The sequence below is a fragment of the Roseovarius aestuariivivens genome, from assembly GCF_004761875.1.
Taxonomy (GTDB): Bacteria; Pseudomonadota; Alphaproteobacteria; order Rhodobacterales; family Rhodobacteraceae; genus Roseovarius; species Roseovarius aestuariivivens.
Map to the genome: position 1 here is coordinate 118,265 of NZ_SJEY01000008.1, position 14,741 is coordinate 133,005.

Consider the following 14,741-nt stretch of genomic DNA (forward strand, 5'->3'; position numbering starts at 1 on the left):
GGCAAATTCTTGCGATAACTACGCTTCAAAGCGTGGTTTTTTATCGACACCCCGCAGAGTTTTCAGGTTTGGCTCCTCTTGCGTGGTCCGCCTTCAGACCCGGCGCCAGACCTGTAGCACATCGCCCCCAAGGGGGCGCGCCTCCTCCAGACGGAAGCGGGCGGCCTCATCAAGACGGCCAAGGCCAAGGGCGCCGATCGCGGGGCGCCCCTCTGCCCCGATAGCGAGACCTGCAGTCATCGTCACCAGTACATCCGCAAGATCCTCGGCCAGCAGAGACGCCGCAAGCGCGCCGCCGCCTTCGCAGAAAATGCGCGTTAGGCCCCTTTGTCCCAAAGCGCTTAGGACTCCCCCCATGTCAAGCTGTCCGGCGCGCAGACCACAGGGCAGAAGAAGCGCCCCCACTCCGCGCCATGCCTCGATGAGCGCAGGGTCGGCATCAGGACCGTGACAAATCCAGAGCGGCACCTCACGGGCGCTTTGGGCCAGCCTTGACATCAGTGGCAGATCGAGGCGTCGCGACACGACAACGCGGACCGGCTGACGGGTTGCACCCATGTCACGCACGGTCAGCAACGGGTCGTCGGCGCGCGCCGTGCCGGCCCCGACCATCACCGCGTCGTGGCGCGCCCGCATCGCATGCACCGTGCGGCGCGCCAGCGTGCCGGTGATCCACTGACTGTGACCGCTGGCAGTGGCGATGCGTCCATCAAGCGAGGTTGCAAGCTTCAGCGTCAGTTCCGGGCGTCCTTGGGTCACGCGCCGAAAGAACCCGGCGTGATCGCACCGGGCCTGGCCTGCCAGAAGCCCGCTCGACACATCCACTCCGGCCGCGCGCAAGATCGCGAATCCCCCGCCCGACACGCGAGGATCGCTATCCTCCAGCGGGGCCACAACCCGGGCGACCCCGGCCTTGACCAGAGCCTCGGCACAGGGCGGCGTGGCGCCATGGTGCGAACAGGGCTCGAGGCTGACATAAGCGGTAGCGCCTCGCGCAGCCTCACCCGCCTGCGCAAGAGCGAGGGTTTCGGCGTGAGGGCGCCCCCCGGGCGCGGTGTGGCCGCGCCCGACTATCCGGCCATCCTTGACAATCACGCAGCCCACAGCAGGGTTGGGCCAGCAGCGGCCCATCCCGCGCCGGCCCAATGAAAGCGCCAGTCGCAGAAAACGCGCGTCGTCGTGCTGGGTCACTTGGTGCCAGGCTCTTCCGCCGTGCCGGGCCGCAACTCGCTCACGAATTTATCGAAATCGTCCGCAGCCTGGAAGTTCTTGTAAACACTGGCAAAACGCACGTAGGCAACGGTATCGATCCGCGCCAGACTTTCCATGACGATTTCGCCGACGGTTTTGGAAGGGATGTCCGTTTCGCCGAGGGACTCCAGCCTGCGCACGATGCCCGAGATCATCTGCTCGACGCGCTCAGGCTCCACCGGACGCTTCTGCAGCGCAATCCGGATCGAGCGTTCGAGCTTGTCGCGGTCGAAATCCTCGCGCCGCCCGTTAGACTTCACCACCACAAGATCGCGCAACTGCACGCGTTCGTAAGTGGTGAAACGCCCACCGCACGCCGGGCAGAACCGCCGGCGACGGATGGACACATGATCCTCCGCAGGGCGGGAATCTTTCACCTGTGTATCGATATTTCCGCAAAACGGGCAGCGCATCGGCCGTCCCCCTTTTCTTCTCTGCCTCTGTCGGTCATGGGTCTGATGCCCAGTTATCCACAGCCACTATAGGTCAGCCGCAAGGTTTTGGGTAGAGGGCAAATGACGCCTCTAGATCAAGCGGTGAAAGAGGCCGCGGAACCATTCCGGTAGGCCGTGGTTGGCCCGTTGAGATATGTTTAATGACACAAAAAGGACACCAAGATCATGGCCAACAAAACACTTTTCATCACCGGGGCGTCGTCCGGCATCGGCGCGGAAACCGCCCGGCACGCGATCAAGGCCGGCTGGCGCGTGGCTCTTTTTGCGCGCAGTGAAGACAAGCTGACGGCGCTGGTTGACGAGATGGGCGACGACTTGGCGCTTGCGCTGCCGGGCGATGTGACCGACATGTCTGCGCTTCAGGCCGCAATGGATCGGACCGCCGAACACTTCGGCGGGATCGACGCGATTTTCGCCAATGCTGGTAAGGGCTTGGACACCGCCGGTGTCGAGAATGGCGATCCGGAAGAATGGAAAACCATGCTCGATCTGAACATCAACGGGCTGCTTTACACGGTGAAATGCGCCTATCCACACCTGCAAAAATCCAAAGGACATGCCGTCTTGACCGGGTCGGTGGCCGGGAAGATCAACCTTTCGGGGTCCATCTACGGAGCATCCAAATGGTTCGTGCAGGGCTTTGCCGGTAATCTGAGCCAAGAGATGCGCGAATGGGGCGGTCGGTGCACGGTCATTTGTCCGGGCATGGTCGACACGCCGTTCTTCGACAGCCCGAAGCCGGACAAGCTGAAGCCCGAGGATATCGCCAGCGCGGTGGTGTATGCGCTGGAACAGCCGGAACGCGCGGATGTGCGCGAGATGGTTATTATGCCGACGCAATAAAGACTTAGAGGAGATGCGCCGCGACTTTTCTGGTGTGCGGCGCGTCTCTATGCTCAAAGACATAGATGCCCTGCCAGGTGCCCAGCACCAGCCGGCCGTCACGGACCGGGATCGACAGGCTGACCGGCATCATTGCGGCCTTGATGTGGGCGGGCATGTCGTCAGGTCCTTCATATGTGTGTTTAAGATAGGACATCGACGGGTCGGTCGTGGGTGGCACGAGACGCGCAAAGTAGTTTCTCAGGTCGGTCTGCACCTCGGGATCGGCGTTTTCCTGGATGAGCAAACTGGCCGACGTGTGCCGGATGAAGAGCGTCAGCAGTCCGGCGTCAATTTGTACGTTTTGTACAAATTTTTTGACCGCTTTGGTCATTTCGTACAAACCCTGTCCTCGGGTTTCGATCTGAAATTCGGTCTGATGTGGTCGAGACGTTCCGGGCAAAGCGACGTTCCTTGCAAACTGGGCCTGACTGAAAGAGTAGCGCAGCGCGCGATACCCTGCAGTGCAGATTTTCGGAAACGCACCGCGCGATTACCTGGCACTCAATATCCAAGGGAAAAGCTTTACCCGCCTTTGGCTTCGACTAGCTGTTTCAGATTTTGCAGACCCGCATCGTAATCGTCAGCGATCCAGCGCTTCATCATCACGCCGAACCAGCGGTTGACGGGACCTGCCCCCATATCGGTCTGCATGCTCCAAGTGGCGGTGGTCGCGCCATCGGCCTCTTGGAAATCCCAAGACGCCGTCGCCGTTCCCATGTCACCGAAATCCAGCGCGACCTCCACATAGTCATCGGGACGCGACTCAGTGATTGTCATGGTGCCCGTACCGACCTGCGGGTTGTCCGAGGCCCAGGACATGCGTGCGCCTTCACCGACCGGATCCGCGCTGAACTCCAATGATGTGTCGGGGTCACGCGCCAGCCACGGTGACCAGTCCACGGTCGCCTGCAAATCATTGACATGCGGAAACACAGCAGAGGCCGGCGCGTCGATTACGATGCTGCGCGCCACGGATATTTCGCGCGGCAAAAGCAGACCCACGCCTGCCAGTAGGACGATGGCGACGACGCATCCGATGAAAAGGCGCTTGATAAACTTCATGGGCTGTCTCCCGACGCCACAACGCCGGAAGATTACCGCAAATTCGTCGATCCGGAAAGCGCCTGCGCGAGGCATCGCCCAGGGCCGGGCCGTGGCTGGCGGGTGGGCCGGTGCCGAGCCCTATGGGCTCGGCGCTCGGGGCGCCCGGCAGGCCGGCCTACTGATCTAGGAACGACCGCAGCTTGCGCGACCGCGACGGGTGCTTGAGCTTGCGCAGCGCCTTGGCCTCGATCTGGCGGATGCGTTCGCGCGTGACTGAGAACTGCTGGCCCACCTCTTCGAGCGTATGGTCGGTGTTCATGCCGATGCCGAAGCGCATGCGCAGCACCCGTTCCTCACGCGGGGTGAGCGAGGACAGAACCCGCGTCGTCGTTTCCTTCAGATTGTCCTGAATGGCAGAATCCAGCGGCAGGATGACATTCTTGTCCTCGATGAAATCGCCGAGCTGTGAATCTTCCTCGTCGCCGATGGGCGTTTCCAGAGAAATCGGCTCCTTGGCGATCTTCATCACCTTGCGAACTTTTTCGAGCGGCATCTGCAGCTTTTCAGCCAGTTCTTCCGGCGTCGGCTCACGGCCGATCTCGTGCAGCATCTGGCGTCCGGTCCGGACGAGCTTGTTGATCGTCTCGATCATGTGGACCGGGATGCGGATCGTGCGGGCCTGGTCGGCGATGCTCCGCGTGATGGCCTGCCGGATCCACCAGGTCGCATAGGTCGAGAACTTGTAACCGCGGCGGTACTCGAACTTGTCCACGGCCTTCATCAGGCCGATATTGCCTTCCTGGATGAGGTCCAGGAATTGCAGGCCGCGGTTGGTGTATTTCTTGGCGATCGAGATCACGAGGCGCAGGTTGGCCTCGACCATTTCCTTCTTGGCCTGACGCGCCTCTTTCTCGCCCTTCTGGACCTGATTCACGATGCGGCGGAATTCCGAGATATCGAGACCGACATACTGACCGACCTGGGCCATGTCGGCGCGCAGTTCCTCGACCTTTTCAGGGCTGCGTTCCATGAACATTTTCCAGCCGCGACCGTCCTTCTTGGCCATGTCTTCAAGCCAGGTCGGGTCAAGCTCGCGTCCGCGATACTCGTCGACGAATTCCTTGCGGTTGATACGCGCCTGATCGGCGAGCTTCACCATCGAGCTGTCGATCGACATGATGCGACGGTTGATGCCGTAAAGCTGGTCGATCAGCGCCTCGATGCGGTTGTTGTGCAGGTGCAGTTCGTTCACAAGCTCGACGATTTCCGAGCGCAGCTTCTGATAGGTCTTTTCCTGTTTGTCGGTGAAAGAGCCGTCCTCGTTGAGCGTCGCGGAAATGCGGCTGTCCTGCATTTCGGCGAGCTTTTCGTAATCCTGCGCGATGCGGTCGAGCGTTTCGAGGACCCGCGGCTTGAGCGCGGCCTCCATCGCGGCAAGGCTCATATTGGCCTGTTCGTCCTCGTCGTCGTCATCGTCGCTGGCGATGGGGTTGCCGTCGGCGTCAAGCTCGGGCTCGTCGGACTTGTCCTCGGACTTGGGCGCGCTGGAGATGTTGGCGGGGGCCACCACGCCTTCGCCGCCGTCCTCGTCGCCCATCTGGGTGCCGAAGGTGGCCTCGAGGTCAATCACGTCGCGCAGAAGAATGTCTTCGCCCAGAAGTTCGTCGCGCCAGATGGTGATGGCCTGAAAGGTTAGTGGGCTCTCGCAAAGTCCGGCGATCATAGTGTTCCGGCCAGCTTCGATCCGCTTGGCGATGGCGATCTCGCCCTCGCGGCTGAGCAGTTCCACGCTGCCCATCTCGCGCAGATACATGCGCACCGGGTCATCGGTGCGGTCTAGCTTCTCTTCTTTGCCGGATCCGAGCGTGATCTCGCCCTTGCGCCCGATCTCGGCGACGGCGGTGGATTTCTGCTCTTCTTCCTCGGCCTCTTCTTCCTCAATGATGTTGATGCCCATTTCCGAGAGCATCGACATCACGTCCTCGATCTGTTCCGACGAGACCTGTTCTGGCGGCAGGACCTTGTTGAGCTGGTCGTAGGTGATGAAGCCGCGTTCGCGCGCCTCTCCGATCATCTTCTTGACGGCCGCCTGGCTCATGTCGAGCGAGATTTCGGCATCCTGCTCTTCGGACTTGTTGTCGTCGTCGGTATCCTTGGCGGCCATGAAGCTCTCCTGCATCTGGTCGGGCGAGGGTGATTCGCTAAAACGAATCAATAGCGCGATCCGGTGATTCGCACACCCTTGACCCGGTATTCTTTCACAATTCCTGCGGCTGCGTTACCCGTCAGGCCGGCTTTTGAAGCCGATCTGGGCAAGCAGCGCGTCGAAGCGTTCCTTTTCCGCGCGGCTGACCGGGGCCCCGTTGGCACCGCGCTGGTATTCCGTCTTGTCTTCCTGCTGGCTTTGCAGCGCGCGATTGCGCGCCTCGGCCGCCTCGCTCAGCCGCCAGGTCACGTGTTCGTCGCCGGGTCCGGCCATATCTTCGACCGCCTCCGAGATCTCTGCCGCGAGGCCGCGCTCGGCCTCCAGCTTGGCGAGGGTCTCGGCCACGGTCATGCGGGCCAGCTCCGCGTCCCCGGGCCGGCGGACCGCGGGCACCAGCGCGACATGGGGCAGCGACAGGAGGTTTTCAAGCGCCTGGACGCCGATTTCCGCGGCCACTGCCGCGACGGGATCCTCAGCGCCCAGGCTGCGCAGAAGCGCGTTGCGCAGGCTGGCATGGAGGGGGGTGCGGCAGTCGAGCCGGTCGAGCGCGTGCTCGCAGTCCGAAAGGATCGCGGGATTGCGCAGCAGCGTGGCGAGGATCACCGCCTCGCGCAATTCGACCTGGGCGGCGTCACCGGACATCACGAGGTGAGAGGTTTTGGTCGCGGCACGCACGGGCGCAGCTTTTTGCCACCGCCCCTTGCCTGGGCCGCCGCCCGCACGCCCCCCGGTGTTGCGCGGATTGAAAAGCTGCCAGCGGAGGTCCTTGATGGCCTGGCCGTAATGAGAGCGAATCGAGGGATCGCGGATCAGCTTGATCTTCTCGCGCAAGGCCTTGTCGAGCGCGGCGCGGCGTTCGGGGCTGTCGAAATCGCGCCCTTCGGTTTCGCGCTGCCAGAGCAGTTTGACCATCGGCAGGGCGGCATCCAGCACCGTCTGCACCGCGCCAGCGCCTTCGGCGCGCAGAAGATCGTCGGGATCCTTGCCTTCGGGCATGAGACCGAACCGCAGGGATTTGCCCGCCTCGAGCAGCGGCAGGGCAATGTCGATCACCCGGTGCGCCGCGCGTAGGCCCGCCGTATCGCCGTCGAGCGCGATGATCGGCTCGTCGGCGATGCGCCAGAGCAGGGCGAGCTGATGTTCGGTCACGGCGGTGCCGAGCGGTGCGACGCTGGCCTCGAACCCCGCCTGGCTGAGCGCGATCACGTCCATGTAGCCTTCGGCCACGATCAGCGGCTGGCCCTTGCCCGCCGCTTCGCGCGCCGGGCCGTGGTTGTAGAGCGTGCGGGACTTGTCGAAAAGCTCGGTCTCTGGACTGTTGAGATACTTGGCGTTGTCGTCCGGGTCCATCGCCCGACCGCCGAAGGCGACGCAGCGCCCGCGCGCGTCACGGATCGGGAACATGATGCGGCCCCGGAACGTGTCGTAGGGCTTGCCGCCGCGCTGCGAGGGTTTGGCCAGACCGCAGCCCAGGATCAGGTCGTCGGCCACGCCCTTGCCCTTGAGGTGATCCCACAACCCCTGCCACGCATCGGGCGCAAAGCCGATTTCGAAGCGTTCGAGCGTCGCCTCGTCGAGGCCGCGTTTTTCGAGATAGGCGCGCGCCTCGGCCGCGGCACCCGTGCGCAGCTGCAGGCGGAAGTGGCGCACGGCCATGTCCATGACCTCGGCCAGTTCGGTGCGCTTGTCGGCCTTGGCCTGCGCCTGCGGATCACGCTCGGGCATGGGCATTCCGGCCTCTTGCGCGAGAATGCGGATCGCCTCCATGAACTCCACGTTCTCGGTTTCGCGCACGAAGGAAATGGCGTCGCCCTTGGCGTGGCAGCCGAAGCAGTAATAGAACCCCATGCGGTCGTCGACGTGAAAGGACGCGGATTTCTCGGTGTGGAACGGACAGGACGCCCACATGTCGCCCTTGCCCTGGTTGGACTTGCGCGTGTCCCACATGACCTTGCGGCCCACGACCTGCGCCAGCGAGGTGCGCGTTCTCAATTCATCAAGGAATCCGGGAGGCAGGCTCATGCACCTGAATATGGGCCATATGCGCCCCGCCGCCAAGTGGCGTCAGGGTTTGAAGCCCACGCAGGTCTGGCGGTAGGCGTCCGAGATCGTCTGGGCGGCGGCAGGCCCCTCGACCACGGCCTGATCGAGCGTGAAGACCCAGTCCACCAGGGGCGCCACGGTGCCGGAGAACTTGGACGGCACGGCGTTCTGGCCGTTGGTCAGGCTTTGTTTGATCGCGGGGGCCGACGCGCCGTCGGCGCGCAGGGTGACGATGGTCGCGACAACGCCGGAGGTGACCTGGCAGGTCTCGGACTGGTCGGTGGCAAGGGCGGTCACCGGCGCGACGAGCGACGTCAGCGCAAGCGCGGCGGCGGGCAGAAAACGGAACATGGCGGCTATCCTATCGGGTGACGCAGCGGATTTCGCGGAGTTTGTCAGCCCGCGCCGCTGGCCGCAATCCCCGCCCGCGAGAACGTGATGCGCCGGGACGCGCCTTGTCGCATATCAAGGACAGGCGGCACGTCGCGCCGTACCAATCGGGATCCGCCCTGCCCCGGGCCGCCTGCGCCGCGCGGGGGGGCGGCCGGCCGGGCCGCAGATGCAGCGAGGAGGATCGCGACCATGACCGAAGAACCCACCAACCCCTGGGACGCCATTGTCGTCGGATCAGGGATGGGCGGCATGACCGCCGCCGCCGCCCTGTCGAAGCTGGGTCATCGCGTGCTGCTTTTAGAACAATACGAGACGCTGGGCGGTCTTACGCACAGCTTTTCGCGCGAGGGGTTTTCGTGGGACGTGGGCATCCATTACCTGGGATGCGTCGCCCCCGGAGACCGTGAACGGAGCATGCTTGACTGGCTGACGCAGACGCCCATGGCGTTCGAATCCATGGGCTCTGTCTATGACATCCTGCATCTGGGCGATACCGCGCCGCTTGCGCTGTCGCGCCCCTATGAGGCGCAGGAGCGCGATCTGAAGGACAGGTTTCCTAACGAGGCGCGTGCGATCGAGGCCTGGACCGCCGCATTGCGCAACGCGCGGAGCGCCATCTATGCGCTGATGCCGACGCGCACGATGCCCGAGTTCGCGTCGCAGATGATCGAGTGGTGGAATCACCGGGCGATCGAGACCTGGTGCAAGCGCACGACCAAAGAGGTCGTCGACAGCATCACGGACAATCCCAATCTTGCCGCCGCGCTGACCGCGCAATGGGGCGACCACGGCGGCCGGCCGCACAAGGCCAGCTTTGCCATGCACGCGCTGATCTGCGGATCCTATTTGGAAAGCGGCGCGTGGTATCCGGTGGGCGGCGGCCGCGCCTTTGCCGCGCATTTGATCCCCACGATTACCGACGCTGGCGGTGAGGCCCGCGCGGGTGTGAAGGCCGAGACGCTGCTGGTCGAAGAGGACCGGGTCGTCGGGGTGCGCACGTCCCGGGGCGAGACCCTTCGCGCGCCCGTTGTCATTTCCGATATCGGCGCGCGCGAGACGGTGGACAGGTTGTTGCCCGAGGGAGTCGGGCCCGAGGACTGGAAGCACGAGATCCGGGCCCTGCCGCCCTCGATCGCGCATTTCAGCCTGTTTTTAGGGTTCGAAGGGGACGTGCAGGCCGCCGGTGCCACGCGATCGAACCACTGGTTCTATCCGCAGAGCGAGGTCGACGCGATCTGGGCGGAGGCCCCCGACGGCGATCCGCCGGGATTTTTCGTCTCGTTCGGGTCGCTGAAGGACCCGCACCACGATCCCGGGCCGAAGCGGAAATACGCAGGCGAAATGGTGGTCTGGACCGATTGGCGCTGCGTGGCCCGGTGGGCTAAGACCGAGCCGGGCGCGCGCGGCGCGGACTACGCCGCCCTCAAGGAGCGGATCGCGGCCAAGATGTTTGCACAGTTCGAAGCGGCCTTTCCGGAGTTGGCGAAGCTCGTGGTGTTTCGCGAGTTGTCGACGCCGCTGGCCACGGCGGCGATCACCGGGCATCACGAGGGCCGTTTTTACGGGCTGGACGGCACGCCAGAGCGCGTGATGAGCCGGGCGCTTACTGCGCGGACGCCGGTCGGGGGGCTGTACCTGACCGGTCAGGACGTGGTGTCTCAGGGCATCCAGGGCGCGCTATGGGGCGGGATGCTGTCCGCGGCGAGTGTGGACCCGAGGGTGTTCCGAACGTTCAGGACGTAAGGCACGGCAGCTGTCATGACCGCCGCGCCTTGCGTCGCCGGCCGTCGCCTCAGAGGCCCAGCGCGCGGTAGCTGGCGGCGACCTTTTCGATCGCCACGAGATAGGCCGCGGTGCGCAGATCGCTGACATCGTCACGACTGTGCCAGACCTCGCGCATGGACTGGTAGGCGACGCGCATCGTGTCATCGAGGCCGGAGCGCACCAGTTCCAGCTCGCCCGCGCCGCGAAGATACTTGGCCTTGAAATCGGGTGACATGCTCCAGGCGTCGCCGATGTGATCGTCGAGCTTTTCGAGCTCGCGCACGATCAGCTCGTGGCGCGCTTCTTCCTGCCGGCGGCCCATGCGGCCGAAGCGGATATGGCTGAGGTTCTTGACCCATTCGAAATAGGACACCGTGACGCCGCCGGCGTTGGCGTACATGTCGGGGATGATGACCGTGCCCTTTTCGCGCAGGACATCGTCGGCGCCCGCCGTGACCGGACCGTTGGCGGCCTCGATGATGAGCGGCGCCTTGATCCGGGGCGCGTTGCCCATGTTGATCACGCCTTCGAGGGCCGCGGGAATGAGGATGTCGCAGTCTTCCTCCAGCACCGCCGCGCCTTCGGCCTGATGGGCGGCATCGGGATAGCCGGTGACGCCGCCATGCTTGAGGATCCATTGGCGCACGGCCTCGACGTCAATGCCACCGGCGTTGAAAAGCGCGCCGTCGCGTTCGATGATGCCGGTGATGATCGCGCCGTCTTCCTCCTGCAGGAACTTGGCGGCGTGATAGCCCACGTTGCCCAGGCCCTGCACGATCACGCGCTTGCCGTCGAGCGTGCCGGACAGGCCCGCCGCCTTGATGTCTTCGGGGTGGCGGAAGAATTCCTGCAGCGCGTATTGCACGCCGCGTCCGGTCGCCTCGGTCCGGCCCTGGATGCCGCCCGCGTTCACCGGCTTGCCGGTCACGCAGGCGCGGCTGTTGATATCGGTGGTGTTCATGCGCCGGTACTGGTCGGCGATCCAGGCCATCTCGCGCTCGCCGGTGCCCATGTCGGGGGCGGGCACGTTCTGAGAGGGGTGAATGAGGTCGCGCTTGGCCAGTTCATAGGCGAAGCGGCGGGTGATTTGCTCCAGCTCGTGCTCGTCCCATTCGCGCGGGTCGATGCGAAGCCCGCCTTTGGAGCCGCCGAAGGGCGCCTCGACCAGGGCACATTTGTAGGTCATGAGCGCGGCAAGCGCCTCCACCTCGTCCTGATTGACGCCCATGGCGTAGCGGATGCCGCCCTTGACCGGTTCCATATGTTCGGAATGGACCGAACGATAGCCGGTGAAGGTCTGGATCTGGCCGCGCAGCCGCACACCAAAGCGCACCGTGTAAGTGGCGTTGCAGACGCGGATCTTTTCCTCGAGCCCCGGGGGCAGATCCATGAGCGCCACCGCGCGGTTGAACATGAGATCGACGCTTTCGCGAAAGCTCGGTTCCTTGATGGGCGCAGTCATGGTGGGTCTCCCTTTTTCCTTTACACATGCGAACAGCTCTGAACGGCGTTCTTGAAAACATGGTTAAGGGTCGCGGCTCAATTGTCCAGCGGCAGAGCGACGGGGCGACCCGGTCATGGGGGCATGTCGCAGGTGCGGTAACAATCCGTTAAGCCTCTGAATTTTGTCTCTAATCCGGAACAAATAACGGCCAATTTTCCGCCGTTTCGCCATATTTAGAACACAGATCTTGTTAATACATACCGAGACGAAATCCGTAACAGAGTCGTAAAACGTCTAAAAAGGTGTGTTATGAAAATTCCAGAAACTTTTGCGCCAAAGAGCTGGTATCAAACAGATGATCCAACCAACGTGCGACTCTATGAACTGAGACAGACCTTCGCCCTTTTCAAGCGAGACGAAGAGGGTGCGATGACAATTCTGACACTTTTTATCTTCCTTTTCATGCTAGTGATGGCTGGCCTCGGGATCGACACGATGCGTCACGAGATGAACCGGGCCAAATTGCAGGCCACGCTCGACTCTGCGGTGCTCGCTGGCGCCGGCGCCGCGACTGCACCAGACGCCGAGGCGGTGGTGAAAGATTATTTCGCAAAGGCCGGCATGGCCGATAAGCTGACAGATATCTCTGAAGGAGATATTCAGATGACGTTGAACACCTCAAGTGTCTCTGCGTCGGCCAGCTTTACGATGGACACGTATTTGATGAAATTGTCGGGCGTCGAGCAGCTCTCAAGCTCGGCTGAAGCGACCGCTGAAATGCGCGTGCCGAAACTGGAAATTGTACTCGTGCTAGACGTCTCCGGATCCATGGCGAATAATTCGAAGATCGGAAATCTGAAAACGGCTGCGAATGCCTTCATTGACAAAGTCATGGCCTCATGGAGGTCTAGGCCGGGCAGCACAGTTATGTCAATTGTGCCGTTCAGCACTTCGGTGACACCCTCAGACGGCATTTTCAAGGTGCTAGCCGTCGGCGAAGATCACACCTACTCCAATTGTCTTTATCTTGAAGAAAACGACTACACTCACCCCTCGCTTGCTACCGGCTCGTCATCCAACAGTTCGGGCCAGAACCTTAAGCAAGCCATCTATACATCGATGTACGGCGGGTTTGACGACCTCAACTCCGTATGGCGGTCTTGCTATACAGATGAATACTTTCAAATACTGCCCTACTCGATCGATAAAAATGTCTTGCATGCCAAAATCAACTCTCTTCAAGCAGCAGGCAATACTTCGACAGACCAAGGCATTAAATACGGCTCTGCGCTTCTTCACCCCGACTGGCGGGAAGTATCTTCGTCACTCATCGCTGACGGTGTCGTAGATGCATCTCAAGTTAACGTACCTGCGGATTACGATGAGCCTGAAACGCTAAAGATCATGATCGTTATGGGCGACGGAGAGAACACCACGACGCATTTCTTCAACAAAATGCCTTCGGAATTCCGTGGTGCCAACTCGGATCTGCACCTCGTGACGCACCAATTCATGAAATTCGAGTACGCTTACGAGAAACGTAACCGGGACGCCAAGTTTTCATCACTGGAATACGAGGCTTACTGCGCTGACAGCAATTGGGTTTGTAAGTATGAGGCTTACGGCCCGCTAAAGTCGGCATACTACCTGGAAGACCCCGACCCGACAGACCGAGATGGAGACGGCATCAAGGATGTCTTTTACAACATCGAGAAGAACAGATGGCTTTCCGCCAACGAATTTAACGACCTCAGCGATGATATAGGCTTTGTGTCCAGTGAACAGGTGTCGTGGGAGACCGCTTGGGGTCTGATGTCGCCACATTACTACGGCGAGATCACAGAAAACTGGCAGCCTTGGAACGACTACAGGTATGCTGAGCAAATTACGGGCGCGACCAAAAATAGCCGGATGGACAATGTTTGCACTGCGGCAAAAACAGCCGGAGCTATAATTTACACGATCGGCTTTGAGATCGCAGAAGGCGGGGTCGCTGAAACGGCACTGGAAAGCTGCGCTTCGTCTAATTCGCACTACTATCGTGTGGAGGGACTCGATATCACCGACGCGTTCGGCTCCATCGCCGGTAACGTCCAAGCTCTGAGGCTAACGCAATGATAACTTCAATCAAAAGTTTTCTTGGCAGCAAAGCCCTTGACGAGAGCGGTTCCGCGTCGGTCGAGTTCGTCCTGATATTCCCAGTCTATCTGTCAATGCTTTTGATGTCGATCGAATTAGGCTTCGTAACGATGCGCCACACACTGATCGAACGCGGCCTCGACATCGCGGTGCGCGAAGTTCGACTGGGTACCGGCGAGGTGCCGCAGCACGACGCCATAAAGGACCTGGTTTGTGCAAACGCCATAATGGTCTTGAGCTGCAAGGAAAAACTCCGCCTCGAGATGCGCCCGGCCGATCCGTTCGCGTTCACATCGCTTGACACCACTGCGGACTGTACGGATGCTGCCGAACCGGCCAAGCCAGTGCGGGCTTTTGTGCCTGGAGTCGCGAACCAACTGATGTTACTGCGAGCCTGCTACAAGTACGAGCCGCTTTTTCCTAAGGCAGCTCTAGGCTCTGCGCTTAGTAAAGACGCAAGCGGCGAAGCGTCCATCATTTCTTTGACAGCCTTTGTACAGGAACCGAACTGATGCACTTGTCTCGTTTTCAAGCTTTCCTGCGTAACTTCTTTGAGGAAACGCGTGGGTCGCTCATGGTCGAAGCTGTCATTACTATACCTCTGCTGTTCTGGATGATTGCTGCAACCTTCGAGTTCTTTGAAGTTCATCGCTACAAAAGCGTGCGAGAAAAGGCGACCTTCACGCTCGCGGATATGATTTCGCGAGAAACGTCTCCGGGTGGAATCACATCTGTCTACATTGACAACGCTAAAGTGTTATTCGATGAGATCACAAACGACAGCGGCGTGAACCAGATCCGCGTTTCGGTGATATCGTATGATGCCGACAGCAACGAGTATGGGATTGCTTGGTCGCAGGTGCGTGGTAGTGGTTCCCTTGCTCCTTTAACAGACGGTGAAGTTCGGTCTGCGCACGCGAGTTTGCCGGTCGTGAGTGACGGCGAAGAAATCATCCTCATCGAGTCTATTTCTAACTACGACCCACTGTTCAACGTAGGTATTAATGATGTAACCATGCAAACGCGAGTTTTCTCGGCAATCAGATTTGCACCACAGATTTGCTACGAAGGGACTTGCGGCCTGCATAGCTGATTTGATCATAATCGGCGCAGGGCC

General features: G+C 61.3%; 13 protein-coding genes. 5 read left to right on the top strand and 8 right to left on the bottom strand.

What is annotated here, in order from left to right:
• Positions 1–93 precede the first annotated feature (93 nt).
• Positions 94–1,191: a bifunctional diaminohydroxyphosphoribosylaminopyrimidine deaminase/5-amino-6-(5-phosphoribosylamino)uracil reductase RibD gene (ribD, locus tag EZV60_RS13905; protein WP_280952595.1), complete on the bottom strand. Its 1,098-nt coding sequence runs from the start codon at positions 1,189–1,191 to the stop codon at positions 94–96.
• The gene (gene nrdR, locus EZV60_RS13910; RefSeq protein WP_135506202.1) at positions 1,188–1,664 is read right to left on the bottom strand and encodes a transcriptional regulator NrdR; all 477 of its coding nucleotides are present in this window, start codon (positions 1,662–1,664) and stop codon (positions 1,188–1,190) included. The genes ribD and nrdR overlap by 4 nt, the downstream gene beginning before the upstream one ends.
• A gap of 207 nt (positions 1,665–1,871) precedes the next feature.
• On the opposite strand from nrdR, the gene EZV60_RS13915 reads away from it, so the two are divergent.
• On the top strand, positions 1,872–2,549 hold the full coding sequence (locus EZV60_RS13915) for an SDR family oxidoreductase (protein ID WP_135506203.1): 678 nt from the start codon (positions 1,872–1,874) through the stop codon (positions 2,547–2,549).
• Positions 2,550–2,553: 4 nt separating this feature from the next.
• Here EZV60_RS13915 and EZV60_RS13920 read toward each other — a convergent pair whose 3' ends face one another.
• The 5 genes from EZV60_RS13920 to EZV60_RS13940 form a co-directional block, all read right to left on the bottom strand.
• On the bottom strand, positions 2,554–2,991 hold the full coding sequence (locus tag EZV60_RS13920) for a secondary thiamine-phosphate synthase enzyme YjbQ (protein WP_280952596.1): 438 nt from the start codon (positions 2,989–2,991) through the stop codon (positions 2,554–2,556).
• A gap of 122 nt (positions 2,992–3,113) precedes the next feature.
• On the bottom strand, positions 3,114–3,653 hold the full coding sequence (locus tag EZV60_RS13925; RefSeq protein WP_135506205.1) for an SRPBCC family protein: 540 nt from the start codon (positions 3,651–3,653) through the stop codon (positions 3,114–3,116).
• Positions 3,654–3,810: 157 nt separating this feature from the next.
• Complete coding sequence (gene rpoD, locus EZV60_RS13930) at positions 3,811–5,799, bottom strand: RNA polymerase sigma factor RpoD (RefSeq protein WP_135506206.1); 1,989 nt, start codon at positions 5,797–5,799, stop codon at positions 3,811–3,813.
• 114 nt (positions 5,800–5,913) lie between these two features.
• The gene (gene dnaG / locus EZV60_RS13935; RefSeq protein WP_135506207.1) at positions 5,914–7,863 is read right to left on the bottom strand and encodes a DNA primase; all 1,950 of its coding nucleotides are present in this window, start codon (positions 7,861–7,863) and stop codon (positions 5,914–5,916) included.
• Between the two features lie 42 nt (positions 7,864–7,905).
• Entirely contained in the window at positions 7,906–8,235 is a 330-nt protein-coding gene (locus EZV60_RS13940; RefSeq protein ID WP_135506208.1) for a hypothetical protein, read from the bottom strand.
• A gap of 231 nt (positions 8,236–8,466) precedes the next feature.
• Here EZV60_RS13940 and EZV60_RS13945 point away from each other — a divergent pair, with 231 nt between their 5' ends.
• Positions 8,467–10,020 carry a phytoene desaturase family protein gene (locus EZV60_RS13945; RefSeq protein WP_135506209.1) on the top strand — a complete coding sequence of 518 codons (1,554 nt, stop codon included), beginning with the start codon at positions 8,467–8,469 and terminating at the stop codon, positions 10,018–10,020.
• Between the two features lie 49 nt (positions 10,021–10,069).
• Here the strand turns inward: EZV60_RS13945 and EZV60_RS13950 are convergent, their stop codons facing one another.
• Positions 10,070–11,503 (bottom strand): Glu/Leu/Phe/Val family dehydrogenase, encoded by a 1,434-nt coding sequence (locus EZV60_RS13950; protein ID WP_135506210.1) that lies wholly within the window; start codon positions 11,501–11,503, stop codon positions 10,070–10,072.
• Positions 11,504–11,794: 291 nt separating this feature from the next.
• Here EZV60_RS13950 and EZV60_RS13955 point away from each other — a divergent pair, with 291 nt between their 5' ends.
• From EZV60_RS13955 to EZV60_RS13965, 3 genes are read left to right on the top strand one after another with little or no spacing between them, the layout of a single operon-like run.
• A complete protein-coding gene (locus EZV60_RS13955; RefSeq protein ID WP_135506211.1) occupies positions 11,795–13,603 on the top strand; it encodes a TadE/TadG family type IV pilus assembly protein in 1,809 nt (602 codons plus the stop codon).
• Positions 13,600–14,136, top strand: coding sequence for a TadE/TadG family type IV pilus assembly protein (locus EZV60_RS13960; RefSeq protein ID WP_135506212.1), 537 nt, complete (start codon positions 13,600–13,602; stop codon positions 14,134–14,136). The genes EZV60_RS13955 and EZV60_RS13960 overlap by 4 nt, the downstream gene beginning before the upstream one ends.
• Positions 14,136–14,717 carry a TadE/TadG family type IV pilus assembly protein gene (locus EZV60_RS13965; protein ID WP_135506213.1) on the top strand — a complete coding sequence of 194 codons (582 nt, stop codon included), beginning with the start codon at positions 14,136–14,138 and terminating at the stop codon, positions 14,715–14,717. Before EZV60_RS13960 ends, EZV60_RS13965 begins: the two co-directional genes overlap by 1 nt.
• Positions 14,718–14,741 lie beyond the last annotated feature (24 nt).

What these genes read in the sequence shown, in the direction of transcription:
- EZV60_RS13955 (WP_135506211.1), top strand. Translation starts at nt 11,795, where the DNA reads ATGAAAATTCCAGAAACTTTTGCGCCAAAGAGCTGGTATCAAACAGAT.
- EZV60_RS13940 (WP_135506208.1), bottom strand. Translation starts at nt 8,235, where the DNA reads ATGTTCCGTTTTCTGCCCGCCGCCGCGCTTGCGCTGACGTCGCTCGTC.
- EZV60_RS13915 (WP_135506203.1), top strand. Translation starts at nt 1,872, where the DNA reads ATGGCCAACAAAACACTTTTCATCACCGGGGCGTCGTCCGGCATCGGC.
- EZV60_RS13925 (WP_135506205.1), bottom strand. Translation starts at nt 3,653, where the DNA reads ATGAAGTTTATCAAGCGCCTTTTCATCGGATGCGTCGTCGCCATCGTC.
- EZV60_RS13945 (WP_135506209.1), top strand. Translation starts at nt 8,467, where the DNA reads ATGACCGAAGAACCCACCAACCCCTGGGACGCCATTGTCGTCGGATCA.
- nrdR (WP_135506202.1), bottom strand. Translation starts at nt 1,664, where the DNA reads ATGCGCTGCCCGTTTTGCGGAAATATCGATACACAGGTGAAAGATTCC.
- EZV60_RS13960 (WP_135506212.1), top strand. Translation starts at nt 13,600, where the DNA reads ATGATAACTTCAATCAAAAGTTTTCTTGGCAGCAAAGCCCTTGACGAG.
- dnaG (WP_135506207.1), bottom strand. Translation starts at nt 7,863, where the DNA reads ATGAGCCTGCCTCCCGGATTCCTTGATGAATTGAGAACGCGCACCTCG.
- EZV60_RS13950 (WP_135506210.1), bottom strand. Translation starts at nt 11,503, where the DNA reads ATGACTGCGCCCATCAAGGAACCGAGCTTTCGCGAAAGCGTCGATCTC.
- EZV60_RS13965 (WP_135506213.1), top strand. Translation starts at nt 14,136, where the DNA reads ATGCACTTGTCTCGTTTTCAAGCTTTCCTGCGTAACTTCTTTGAGGAA.
- rpoD (WP_135506206.1), bottom strand. Translation starts at nt 5,799, where the DNA reads ATGGCCGCCAAGGATACCGACGACGACAACAAGTCCGAAGAGCAGGAT.